This is a genomic window from Corynebacterium tapiri (assembly GCF_006334925.1).
GTDB lineage: Bacteria > Actinomycetota > Actinomycetes > Mycobacteriales > Mycobacteriaceae > Corynebacterium > Corynebacterium tapiri.
The window spans coordinates 1-11,296 of record NZ_VDHJ01000021.1 but is presented as its reverse complement, the minus strand read 5'-3'; the positions used below and the strand labels follow the sequence as shown (position 1 = coordinate 11,296).

Genomic DNA, 11,296 nt, shown 5'->3' with positions numbered 1-11,296 from the left:
CAACGCCATGGTGGGGATGGGCGCGATAGTGAGATGCCGCCGATGCGTGATCGTCAGACGATGGCCAGGCGTGTGCGTGGCTACGTCATGGGATCAAAAACCGCCTCTACGGGTTCGTCGTACACCTCCCATCGAGCAAGCACAGCAGAGCGTAAGGCACTGGCCACGATGGGCCGTAAGGGCGGGAAGAAAGCCGCTGAACGCTGGAAAAACGACCCCAACGGCGACTACGCACAGGCAGAGCGAAAGAAGCTCGCTGAGGCGAATAAACGGCGTAAGGCTTCTGGAACGGATACTCGTGGACAGATTCTGATGATGGTCTCCCGTGCATATACCCAGACTGGTGAAACACCTAGCTGGCGCGAGATCATGAATGAAGTAGGAGCTTCTAGAGCAACAGTGGCAAGGCACGTCGCTGCCCTTAAAAAGAGCGGGGTCTACCCAGAGAGTTAGGGGGTCTCACGCCGTAAGCAATAAACGGTTCCCCGGGCGTAAGCCCGTGCTCTTATCCCCTGTTTTGTTACCGCGTGTTCGATTCGCAAGTGGATCATCACTAAGTCGTGTATGTGGAGCGACGGGCCGGTTGTTTATGAAGCGACGTTTACGACCATCCAGAGTGCACGTGGCAAAAAAGGGCGGGCGGAAGTCTGGAGTCTCCCGTGCTCAAACCATGAAGCAAAAAATCTTGGAGCAGACCAATGCGTAAGGGCCTTCCACGTAACGGACTCACGGCTAGAGAACTGGCTGAGCGAATCGGCTACTCTCCTCAAACCATCCGAAGCTGGACGGCAGAACCGCGTGCTGACTACCTTGCTCGTGCGAACGAGAAGCGCGAGCGCGTGCGCGCGCTGCGCGACAAAGGGGCTGAGCATGCGCGCAATCGCTGCCGAGATCGGGTGCTCGGTTGGCGCCGTTTATGGCTACGTCGCCGAGCAAAAGGCGGAGCAGAAAACCGCGTAATCGCTCCCCGGAAGCGTTCAAAGAAGCAAAGGAACCAAGTCAGAGATTGTCGACCTTCGCGCATTTTCAATCTCTCAGTCGCCCAGACAGCACACCGAAAATCTTCGCCACAGTGCCCCGCACAAGGATTCGGGAATCACGCTCCCCAGAAAATCTTCTAGCCCTGCAGTACCATCATCGCTGAGCGCTCTTGATCGGATATCCAACCTCGTTTTCACCACCCACGCCGATTGAGAAAACCATGAAGATCACTCATATCGCAGCAACTGCTCTAGCTGCTTCATCTCTGCTAGTACCGACCCCGCAAGCTTTCGCACAAGCCGCTGAAGAACCGGAAGAGCTTGCAAGGCAAGTTCTCACTGTTGATGAGAGCGGAAACCCAACGTCTGGAATGGTTACCCTAGACCTCGAATCTGCTACACCAGGTGGAGTCTCCACGCGAAAGATTCCTGGCCTCCCGGGAAGCACCACCGAGGATGCCGGTGGAGGAACCTGGACTTATGGTTGGGAACTCGTCAACGGTACAACCAAGCGCTGCTTCTCGAACTACAACCACCCGACTAATTCCCACAGAGCAAGCGTCTCTATGGGCAGCATGACAGATAGCAAGACAGCTCGACCCACGTCTTGGGCAAAAGCATCTGTCGTAGCAGGAGTCACATCTGGAACCTGCAACGTCTTCTGGGATAACCGGTAGTCGTCAGAAAATTGAGGGGCGCGCCTAGACCTTTCTAGGCGCGCCCCTCAATTTCTGGAAGAAGTTCTTTTTCAAGAACGGTTATTACATCAAAAAGAGAATCTCGTTCCTTAAAGAACGTCTTCTCCAAGAGATAGTCCCAGTCCTGCAGGTCAGAGCTGTCCAAAGAGTCTAGGTGCTTTAGGAAGCTGTCCACCCCCTTTAAGTGCGCAATGTGGTTCTTCGTTTCGGACAGAAGCTGGTCGGTGCTCATTCCCGGAGACATGTAGGAAAACTTAGCAGGTAGTCCAACGGGCGGCTGGGTGGATATTGCACTTGAGGACCGGTGGAATCGGTTGCTCGGTCGGCACCATTCATCGCTACGTCGCCGAGCAAAAGACGGAGCAGAAAACCGCCTAGCCCCGCTTCGGCGTGTTCAATGTTTGTACGAACCAAGTCAGATATTTCCGCGCGGTGTGAGCGCAGCGAGCACCGCGCGGGAGCACGAGACACGGGTAAACAAAATTTTTCCGGGGCAAGCCGACGGCAGTCGGCGCGCCAGCTTTTTCGATCTTCCGCGGCGACTTTCGTCGCCTTGGACCCCTAAAACGTCCTCGCCGTTTTTCGGCCCCTGACCAGGGGCAAGACCATTTCACTAAAAGTGCATACTGTGTGCCGTCCAGAACTCACCGAGGAGCTAACGCCGGGCGAACGGGACTGCACCTCGAACTTGCCCTCTTTGGTTGGCACTCTGCGTCGCCCTGCGTGCGCTAGCGAGGAGTTGCGTCGCGCACTTTTGACCCGCTTAGTGTTCGCGCGAGGCGCGCTACTCGTCTCCCGGGGAGCGCGCGGAGCGACGTGGAACGTGGACTGCGGGTGCTCGCTTCGCGCACGCGGGGCACAGGGGCGCGCCACAGCGCCGAACGAACTCGGGAGGCACTCCGGTGCCACCGGGGAACGAAAAATCGCTTAGAGGAGCGCACAGTGCGTCAGCGAGGACGCGCACGGGGCGAATCAGACCTGCCAAGAAAAATCGCGACTTTTGCACCGGGAGTCGCGCACTTTTGGCCCCGCTTAGTGTTCGCGCGACGCGCGCTACTCGACCTCTGACTGCGCAGGTTTCACACCGGTACTCGCACGCGCTGGTGCTCGAGAACGACCGGAGATAGACAACACACAGTAGGCACTTTTAGTGAGAATGGATTACCGCTGGTCAGCGTCGTGAAAAATGGGCGGAAAATAATATCGAACGTGCGATATTATGGGTGTATGGCACTGTCGAATCGTGCGCTTGCTGATGCTGAAACGTGTCAGTGGTGTAAGCACCCTCTCCCGCCGCGTAGTGGTCCGCAGGGTCGGGTTAAGCGGTTTTGTAGCGCTGCGTGCCGTGCAGCAGCCAGCCGTGATCGTCGCGCACGTGCTCATGCGCAAGAGCTGGAAAGGGTGCGCACGCAAACAAAGCTCAAGGCTCATGGTGATGACGAGACGGCGCGTGCTGCAGCTGAACTTCTGCGTGCCATCGCCCGGCGTCTTCGCGCGGGAGATCGCCCGTTGGTGACTCCTGCTGTGGGGGATTTGATCGAAGCAGGCCAGGAATTAAACCGTGCGATGGCTGATGTGGAGCGCGCTGAGTGTGCGCCTCGTCCGATGAATCGTGCCCAACGACGCGCACGCAAGCGGCGTTAGGAATCGTTCCGTGATGAATCGAACAGCCAGTAGCGTGGGCGAGGTTTCCTTGACGAGAAACGATCGCATGGTTGCGCAGAACCACGTACGGGGATGAGAAAAAGTGAGTCCGGTTCCCGTTGTCGATGTCAGCAACAAGGCGATAGTCACCGACTCTTAAGCCCCCATAGTCCTGATGTGTTGCCGACAAGAGTTATGCCGCGTGATCGCGGGTCACTGAGGCAAGAGACGTCTCATAAGAATCCCGTGATGTATCGCTGGTTGGGGTGATCGAGTTTGCGCAACGCCTGTGCGGGCTCGGGGTGTGAAGTTCACGTTCCAGGATGCACTCTGTCTCACGTTCGTTGTGTCAATCTCACCCCGGCGAGCTGCCTTAGCGTCTTTTTCACGGGCGTAGATGTACTGCAGCTGATCCAAGTGGGCATCGAGTGCACGCCGGAGGTAGAACGCTGCAGGGCGCCCAGTTTTTCGTGCCACTGCGTCGAGGCGCTGCTTCTGCTTGGTGTCTATTACGCACACTGATAACTGCCCCACTCACGTAAACAGGTCTACGCCTATGTCAAGGAAGCTCCCTTTGAGTGACTGTCGACGGAGGGGTTGAAGGAGCGGGGGTAGTGGTTATGAACTTCCCTGGCTGGATACGCCTGTATCGTGCGGCGGCTTGACCGGGACGTTGTGTCTTTGCTGGGGGCAGAGGTGGAAGTAGGTGCGTGGGATAGCCCTACTGCGGCTTTGTTTCGGTCTTGTGGGGGTAAGGATTTAGATAGGGGCATCCTTTCAACCCACCTCAGTAGGGGGGGGGGCAGCCACGTTCGGTGCCAACTATTTGTACAGCAACCCCTTTATTTAGTCTGACCTGTTAACTATTCTCGGCCATGTCCCTAGATCAGGCAGCAGACCCATGCGGTCACACCTACAAGAAGTGCAAGGAGATCTAGTATGAGGATCCTTCGTTCAGCTGCAGTAGCCTCTCTGGCTTTAGCGCTAATCACTCCGGCGAATTCGCAAGCTAGCGAGAAGCCTGCTGTTCTATCCCAAAATTCAGCGACGGAAACAGAGCTAGCCCCGGGCGAGAGTGTGACCTTTCAAAAGGGCGATGTTGTCAAGGTTGAGATGCTCCCAAACGGCCCGTCGGAAAAGATCCAGGTCCGGTCCGCCGATTTAACGACTGCCCCTAACTGCATTGTCGCGAAAGCTGAAAAGGGATTTGTCCAAGTTTACAACAATTGTGGTGGTAATGAACCGCAACGCATTAAAGTAACGCTAGCTTTTGGTCCTGATTCTGTTTGTAAGTCAATCGAGCCCGGTACCCGTTCTAATGTTGGCCCTGCCCTCGGTCGGATCGACGGCGTTTATCTTTGCTAGAGGATGGGAATAAGAGAAAATGAAGATGTTACGGCGTGAAGTTTGTTCCGGAGTAGTTGCTGCTCTCGCATTTTCTGTGTGTCTCGCTCCTCAAGTTGGTGCTTTAGGAAAAGACGATCCTCGCTACAAGGATAACATCGGAACTTATACAGTAAAGTGTCAAGTGCACCAGAACGCTCCCGGTAATCCTGTATCAGGTTTCGTATTTGGAAATCACTCTAAGGATCCTGAAGCGGCCGAAAATGATGCCAACTTGTTCGTTTCTAAGTTTGGCCCGAACAATACGAAGCGCCATTGCAAGACCCAGAAAAAATACACTCCTCGAGGCGCTTACACAACATCTATGACACCTATGTGACTCTATTTATAGGTAAGGGCTAATCATGAATGAGATTCATACGTGGTGTTTTTTCACGAAATTCGTGTGCCGATACGATCAGCTTGACGAAGCGAAAGCAAGACATCAAAGATGCGTTGATGTTCTTCGTGAGAAGAACACGGTGCATTTCTCATCTGAACAGGCATATCAAGCCGGTCATAGCGAGCCGACTTTTAAACTCCTCCTTTCGGAGATTGTCCCACCAAGTGAGGGAATAACTCCAGAAGAGGAAGAAGAATATTCAGTTTTCTTTTTTGTGACTGTTGTTGATGTCCCTTACGCTTCTGATGAAGATGACGATGAAGTGCGGATAGTATCTGCGAAATTGGAAATTGACTTCGAGGAAGGGGTCCCCGCGAAATTCCCCAGTAGAACGCGCGGAATTCGAGTGAGCCAAACTGGTCATGAAATCGAAGGGTGTATCTACCAATAGGAAGTAGTCGTCTTTACTTACTGGGGAAGGACAGCCGTCTGGTACTTAACGTAGGTTAAATTTAATCTGAACTTCGATAGGGCAGATGTGTTGTTCGCTGTGCACGCATATGGAGATGTTGATGCACCTCACACCACCCTGTGAGGTTATCCTCACGAATACGATCTGTCCTGCAATCACGCGTCACTGTGCGGTGTGGTGAGCAGTAACCATGATGATGAGTATGCCAGTTGTAGTTCAATCCTCCGACGATCAAGAGGCGCCAGATAGGCATCTCTAATTTTTGGAAATACGTGGCTCTTCATCGATAGCCGTCATCAGGCTCTCGTCGCTCGGGCGGTGTATTCCAGTGATCCATACCTCTGGGCTTGGCCACAAAACCGCGACAGCGCGACAAGAGATCCGGTGCCAGCGCAGTAGAACATCGACATTTAATGTGCCTTAGCTTCGGTAGGAACCTGTTATAAGAGCGCCAAGAGGTGTGACTCCTAGGGCCGCTTTCAACGGGGCTCCTGGTTAAGGTAGGCGTACAGCGTTGTGCGTCCGATCTTTAGGCGTCTTGCCACTTCTGCTTTAGGGATACCCTCAACGACCCACTGGCGGGCCTGGTCGACTTGTTCGTCGGTCAGTGCTTTGGCTCGTCCCTTGTATACGCCGCGCTGCTTTGCGCGGGCGATGCCTTCTGCTTGGCGCTCGCGGATGATCGAACGCTCAAACTCTGCCACCGCACCAAGTAGCCCCAGCATCAACGTCGCAATTGGTGTTGAGTCCTGCGAATAAACCTGTCCCTCCTTGAGGAACTTCACCGACACTCCCTTGCCGACTAGCTCGTCCACGATCGAGTGGAGATCCACAAGAGACCGAGCGCACCGGTCCATCGAGGTGACTACGAGCTGATCGCCAGAGCGCAGATATCGCAGTGCTTCTTCAAGTCCAGGGCGGGAACGCGAGCTGCCACTGGCTTCATCGGTGAAATAGGTATCCACTGATTCTGCTTCGAGCTGTTCGATCTGGCGAGCCAGATTCTGCTGGGGTGAGCTCACCCGGGCGTATCCCACTTTGTGCCCTGAAACGCTTCCGGACTGTTCGGGCGTCTCTAGAGATGGTGACGATTCTGTTCGATTAGTCATGGAATCAACCCTAGTGAACAGCTTTTATCGCAACCTCTGACCTGTTCGGATGGGGTGTACTCGAAATGAATTTCAGAGAACAAAGCATCTGATGTTGGTACTTTCGTACAGTCTTCGCGCATATCTATTGAAGACCGCTCTCAGGATTGTTAGCGTTAGCGACGCTCGCACCCAAGGAATCGCACACCCCCAAGGAAGAATGCCTCGTGAACAAACTCAAGAAACTTTCACTTCCCCTTGTGACGGTCGTAATCCTGGGAGGATTGCAACCGGCATATGCAACCCCACAGAAAACAGGAGAAACTGTAAACTTCTCCTCTCCCATTGCTGAAGAGCGGACATCCGAATAAATCGCTGCCGCCAAAGAGGTGGTCATTGAAGGGGAGTTGTTCACTGAACAAGATCGGCAAGATATCCGCCGAGAGGCAGCGCTGTCTCAGCAACAGGGCGCCGCAAAGGCTGGCGCTTCACCGGAAATAAGTACTTACGGAATAGGGTCGTTGGTCCGTAAGGGGATCGTCCAGGTTCTTAGGTTTCAAAAACACCGACTCCCACAAAAGGTTCAGCCATGGGCAGATAAAATCATTTACGCTCTGGACTATGTAGAAGCCTGGGAAGTGGGTGCTATCCAGGCCACGCTCATGCAGAAAGGTATTCCTGGTGATGTTGCCTACGATTTTGCGTACTGGGCTGTCTTTGTGTTCGGAGTTTAACCCCTCATGGAGTTGCCCCTGTGCTAAGTAATTTGCTTGCCGCTATTTCCGTTATTTTTATCCTCCTTGCCGCCTATTTAATACCGCTGATAGTCCCGTTTGCTGCCGCCTATATTATCCCTGGAGTAGAGCTTCAGGTGCCACCAATGTCGGTTAGTGAATGGATCCTTCTGTTGGCAGGGCTTGCCGCCATTATGTGGATGATTGAAATGTGCAGCAATTGGGTGCGAGCTCAATCAGCGGTTTTTCCCAAAATCCGTCCTTATTCTACACTTTTGTCTTTAATAGCTGAACTGTTACTTACGACCATTTTGTTCAGCTTCCTCTTATCGTCTGTCATCATTTCTCTATTGTGCTCCCTCCTTCTTGTTATAGTTGGGCATACCCTGCAAAACGTAACGGAAAAAGAGGGAAGTGTCAGCTATTAAGATGGGCACTTCCCTGGGGTTTGCCTGGGTGTGCATTGGTTTTTAATGGAAAGCGCCCCACACGCTTGGTGTGGGGTGCTTGGTGTAGTGGTTATTGTGTGGCGAGGTCGGGGTATTGCTTGAGAATGACCTTGCGGGCGTTGGCGAGTCCTTCGCGGCGCATTTGGGTGATGCGTTCTGTTTTGGTGCCTGAGCGTGTGGTGGTCTTGATTCGTCGCACGCTGGTGTTTGGCTTTTTACTGGTTGGGACTTGTGTCGCCATGGCCTTCACCTCCTGAGGTTTCTTGTTTTGATTCTACTTCATTTGGTGGTGTGTCTTCGGTGGTTAGTTCGATGATTGCTTGGGATAGGTCTTTGTCTTGGGCGTCGCGGAAGCTGCTTTCGAGGATTACAGGGAGCAGCGTGGAGCCGATGTATACGTCGGCTTCGTTGTCGGATGCGATTTTGTCGAGTGCCCATTCGGTGCGCTTCCACCAGGTGTTGCGGCGTTCGAATTGGTTTTGGGCGTAGACCTTGTAAAGGGCGATGCTGGTTCCGAACGCGACGAGGATTATTGAGATTGTTTGGAGAATGATTGCTGGGGTCATGTGGTGTCCCGAGTAGTTTTTGGTTTGTGCTTACAGTGCCCACTTTGGTTGGTGGGCGCTGTCTTGTTGTATTTGTAGGCTAGGCCATTCCGCAGGTTCTTGTACGCAGGGAAATCGCTAGAAGAACGCAAGGCATTGAACGATCTGCCAGCAGATTGGGAGGGTAGCCACTGCTCTCCCCGTTGACATTCGGGAACCAACGGCAGCTCTAGAGAGCAGCCGTTCAACCATATAAACCGCTGGTCGTATATGTGACTATATGGACATAAGTACATCTAGCCATGCTTGAAGTCTGTTAGAATTTTTCGCATGGCATCTGTCCTCTCCATCGTCCAAACCAAAGGTGGATCAGGAAAGACAACGACCACCATGGTGCTGGCACGTGCCCTTGTCGCCCTGGGGGAGTCTGTTCTTGTTCTCGACTCCGATAAGCAACGATCTGCAACAGAATGGGCCGACGACGCCGGCCCAGACTTAGGTTTCGAGGTTATGTCCGTACCGACGGGGCGAACGCTGCAATCAGCTATTGATCGGTATCGAGCCAGTCCCGAGTACTCCTACCTGATCGTCGATACCCCTCCCGGCAGTGACGACATCGTGGACAAAGCCTCCGTGAACGCAGACCTCGTGCTTGTCCCCACGGGCGTATCCCCTCTGGACATGAAGCGCACCCAAGCAACGCTGAACTGGTTCGAGGACAACGCCGATACCCCTGTGGCGGTCGTTCTGACCAACGTCGATAAGCGAGAGAAGCTGCTCGATCTGGCGCAGGAGACGTTGAGTTCCCAAGCGCGAGCCGCATTAGCCGACACGATCATCCCTACGCGCAGTGCTACTAGGCGTGTGGGGTCTACCGTGCCGCGTGTAACAACGAAGCCTTTTCGGGAGTGGATGGAGCTTGCCGAGGAAGTCCGAACAGCATGTAGGGAGCTTTAACAAGTGGCCATCAGCAACGCGGTAAAAAAGACGCCCGCAGAATCAAACGCAAAGCCCAAGGGAAAGACTGCTCTAGCCGGTCATGCCGACCGAGCAGGCACACTGCGCCTCTACGTCAAGGACAAGACCCTGATCAAAAAGGTGAAGATGGCTGCCCTGGAGGACGATACGAGCTTGTCGCAGCTGTGGGAGGACTGGGCCACCGAGTGGCTTAAGTCCAGGTAAAATGAATGGCTATATGGACATAGGTCCATATAGCCATGTTTTGTTTCTGTGCTGTGACGTCCACCTGTACGGGAACCCCCCGCCAGGTGTTAGTCCTTCTTCTTACGGGCCTTTTTCGCTGCTTCGTCATCCTCGGTGATCTGAGCCATGATCTCGCGGAACTGGCGATCAATCGTGTCGCTTTCAAACCGAGCAGCCACCTGCTCCCAGTGGTACTCCTCCAGCTGGGACAGCGATGAGCGCAGTGCGAGCTTGATGTAGAAGCTCTTAGAGCGTCCGGTGCGCTCTGCGAGTGAGTCCAAGCGCCCGATGAGTTCTTCCTCTAGGCGCACGGAGACAACGCGTCCGCTTTGGTGAGGTTTCTGCTTCTTGGTTGCCATAGGACCTTCTCTCTTTAGCCGGAGTAAGCGTGTCGATACATGGGTAAACACTGTTTACCACATTTAGACAGCTGTTTTCCCAGAAATGGCCATTGACCTGCATGAACAGTATGTAAAAAATGTTTACCTATGTATCGTGAAGGTACTGCCGAAAAAATGAGAGTCGACCATAACTCCTGGTCACGCGGTTCCGTGCCGCTCGGAGTGGATACGCCTTAGGCTGTCGTCTGTCGATACGAAGTAAACATAGTTTACGCTTTCCCGACCCTGCTTTTCCCTAAAAGTAGGTCTGAACTGCATAAATAGCTAATAAACATTGTTTACCTGTGTATCGTGAAGGTACCCTCGAAAAAATATGAGTAGGACAAAGGTCCTGGTCATGCGGTTTCTTGGTTCTCGGGGTAGACACGCCTTAAACCAAGGAATCACACCGCTGTAATTAGCGGGTACGGTAAGTAGCTGACCTTAAAAATGAATGAAGCCCGACCCGGCGGCAACCGGATCAGGCTTCGCTTATCTCCCAGCACCACCTGGGAAGAAAGCACGGCTATGACTTTACCGTCATCTGACAGATCAAGCACACCCGTATCCACGCGTGTTGCCACCACGTACGCCCCGCAGCGGGATACCGGTGGACTGGAGGACACCCCAGCAGGTGCCACAGACCGCGACGCGTTGCTTGCCCACCTGGGGCGCGAGACCCTGCACGCGAGCAAAAACCGCGACTTCTCCAGCGCCTACTACCTCGACGACACCGGCACTCGGTGCCCGCGCCTCTACCGCGTGGACTCTGCAGCACTGACCAAGTGCCAGTACGTCACCCTGACGAATAAGCAATATGCCGCAGTCCTGGTCATCGACATCGACCAACCCGGAGAACACGGCGGGCACCCCGCCAACTTGGCCGCAAGCGTGCGAGAAAAGTTCGCCCAACTGATCACCCGCAATATCGGCCCCTCCTGGGTGGGCATCAACCCCTTAAGTGGCAAGGCGCAGGCCCTGTGGCTGATTGACCCGGTCTACGCCAATACCACCGGAAAATCTGCGCCTATGGGGCTTCTGGCAGCTGCTAGTCGCACTCTGGGGGAGTTCCTCGATCACGACCCGCACTTCGCACACCGGTTTAGTCGCTCGCCGTTCTACCAAGGTGATGACCCGACGGCTTATCGTTGGTACTGCCAGCACAAACGCGTTTACCGGCTTGCTGATCTACTCCAGGAGGTACGCACCATGATCGGGCACACCACCAGTGAGACCACTCAGCGCACGCCATTTACCTCGGGCACAGAATTAATCAACGCGGTCAAAGCACGTCGTGAAGAGGCCCAAGCTTTTCAAGCCCTCGCTAAGGATGTGGAAAGCGAACTCGGTGCCGAGTTGGATCAGTACGACCCGGAG

At 54.1% G+C, this 11,296-nt stretch carries 14 protein-coding genes; 8 read left to right on the top strand and 6 right to left on the bottom strand.

Annotation, left to right across the window (positions count from 1 at the left end):
* Positions 1–453: LexA family transcriptional regulator (locus FHE74_RS10375; protein WP_484037653.1), on the top strand; the 453-nt coding region annotated here is incomplete at its 5' end.
* 748 nt (positions 454–1,201) lie between these two features.
* Complete coding sequence (locus FHE74_RS10880) at positions 1,202–1,657, top strand: lactococcin 972 family bacteriocin (RefSeq protein WP_139466442.1); 456 nt, start codon at positions 1,202–1,204, stop codon at positions 1,655–1,657.
* A 34-nt stretch (positions 1,658–1,691) separates the two neighbouring features.
* On the opposite strand, the gene FHE74_RS10365 is transcribed toward FHE74_RS10880, so the two are convergent.
* Positions 1,692–1,910: a hypothetical protein gene (locus tag FHE74_RS10365; protein WP_139466441.1), complete on the bottom strand. Its 219-nt coding sequence runs from the start codon at positions 1,908–1,910 to the stop codon at positions 1,692–1,694.
* 1,169 nt (positions 1,911–3,079) lie between these two features.
* Between FHE74_RS10365 and FHE74_RS10360 the strand changes: the two genes are divergently transcribed.
* Positions 3,080–3,322 carry a hypothetical protein gene (locus tag FHE74_RS10360; protein WP_139466440.1) on the top strand — a complete coding sequence of 81 codons (243 nt, stop codon included), beginning with the start codon at positions 3,080–3,082 and terminating at the stop codon, positions 3,320–3,322.
* 213 nt (positions 3,323–3,535) lie between these two features.
* Here FHE74_RS10360 and relB read toward each other — a convergent pair whose 3' ends face one another.
* Positions 3,536–3,841 (bottom strand): type II toxin-antitoxin system RelB family antitoxin, encoded by a 306-nt coding sequence (gene relB / locus FHE74_RS10875; RefSeq protein WP_425456351.1) that lies wholly within the window; start codon positions 3,839–3,841, stop codon positions 3,536–3,538.
* A 1,229-nt stretch (positions 3,842–5,070) separates the two neighbouring features.
* Here relB and FHE74_RS10340 point away from each other — a divergent pair.
* On the top strand, positions 5,071–5,499 hold the full coding sequence (locus FHE74_RS10340; protein ID WP_246049292.1) for a hypothetical protein: 429 nt from the start codon (positions 5,071–5,073) through the stop codon (positions 5,497–5,499).
* Between the two features lie 500 nt (positions 5,500–5,999).
* On the opposite strand, the gene FHE74_RS10335 is transcribed toward FHE74_RS10340, so the two are convergent.
* Positions 6,000–6,629, bottom strand: coding sequence for a recombinase family protein (locus FHE74_RS10335; protein WP_139466436.1), 630 nt, complete (start codon positions 6,627–6,629; stop codon positions 6,000–6,002).
* A gap of 733 nt (positions 6,630–7,362) precedes the next feature.
* On the opposite strand from FHE74_RS10335, the gene FHE74_RS10325 reads away from it, so the two are divergent.
* Complete coding sequence (locus FHE74_RS10325; RefSeq protein ID WP_139466435.1) at positions 7,363–7,770, top strand: hypothetical protein; 408 nt, start codon at positions 7,363–7,365, stop codon at positions 7,768–7,770.
* Positions 7,771–7,861: 91 nt separating this feature from the next.
* Here the strand turns inward: FHE74_RS10325 and FHE74_RS10705 are convergent, their stop codons facing one another.
* Complete coding sequence (locus FHE74_RS10705) at positions 7,862–8,032, bottom strand: hypothetical protein (RefSeq protein ID WP_180339751.1); 171 nt, start codon at positions 8,030–8,032, stop codon at positions 7,862–7,864.
* A complete protein-coding gene (locus FHE74_RS10320) occupies positions 8,007–8,357 on the bottom strand; it encodes a hypothetical protein (protein ID WP_139466434.1) in 351 nt (116 codons plus the stop codon). Before FHE74_RS10320 ends, FHE74_RS10705 begins: the two co-directional genes overlap by 26 nt.
* Positions 8,358–8,666: 309 nt before the next feature.
* On the opposite strand from FHE74_RS10320, the gene FHE74_RS10315 reads away from it, so the two are divergent.
* Positions 8,667–9,293 (top strand): ParA family protein, encoded by a 627-nt coding sequence (locus FHE74_RS10315; RefSeq protein ID WP_139466433.1) that lies wholly within the window; start codon positions 8,667–8,669, stop codon positions 9,291–9,293.
* 3 nt (positions 9,294–9,296) lie between these two features.
* Positions 9,297–9,518, top strand: coding sequence for a hypothetical protein (locus FHE74_RS10310; protein WP_139466432.1), 222 nt, complete (start codon positions 9,297–9,299; stop codon positions 9,516–9,518).
* Between the two features lie 89 nt (positions 9,519–9,607).
* Here FHE74_RS10310 and FHE74_RS10305 read toward each other — a convergent pair whose 3' ends face one another.
* Positions 9,608–9,898, bottom strand: a complete 291-nt coding sequence (locus tag FHE74_RS10305) for a ribbon-helix-helix protein, CopG family (protein ID WP_139466431.1) — start codon at positions 9,896–9,898, stop codon at positions 9,608–9,610.
* A gap of 549 nt (positions 9,899–10,447) precedes the next feature.
* Here FHE74_RS10305 and FHE74_RS10300 point away from each other — a divergent pair.
* Positions 10,448–11,296 (top strand): replication initiation protein (locus FHE74_RS10300; protein ID WP_180339750.1); only part of this gene is annotated, 849 nt, incomplete at its 3' end.

Bases quoted from the DNA above. Each gene is read 5' to 3' on its own strand.
- FHE74_RS10335 (WP_139466436.1), bottom strand. From the start codon at position 6,629: ATGACTAATCGAACAGAATCGTCACCATCTCTAGAGACGCCCGAACAG.
- FHE74_RS10320 (WP_139466434.1), bottom strand. From the start codon at position 8,357: ATGACCCCAGCAATCATTCTCCAAACAATCTCAATAATCCTCGTCGCG.
- FHE74_RS10880 (WP_139466442.1), top strand. From the start codon at position 1,202: ATGAAGATCACTCATATCGCAGCAACTGCTCTAGCTGCTTCATCTCTG.
- FHE74_RS10315 (WP_139466433.1), top strand. From the start codon at position 8,667: ATGGCATCTGTCCTCTCCATCGTCCAAACCAAAGGTGGATCAGGAAAG.
- FHE74_RS10365 (WP_139466441.1), bottom strand. From the start codon at position 1,910: ATGAGCACCGACCAGCTTCTGTCCGAAACGAAGAACCACATTGCGCAC.
- FHE74_RS10705 (WP_180339751.1), bottom strand. From the start codon at position 8,032: ATGGCGACACAAGTCCCAACCAGTAAAAAGCCAAACACCAGCGTGCGA.
- FHE74_RS10340 (WP_246049292.1), top strand. From the start codon at position 5,071: ATGAATGAGATTCATACGTGGTGTTTTTTCACGAAATTCGTGTGCCGA.
- FHE74_RS10305 (WP_139466431.1), bottom strand. From the start codon at position 9,898: ATGGCAACCAAGAAGCAGAAACCTCACCAAAGCGGACGCGTTGTCTCC.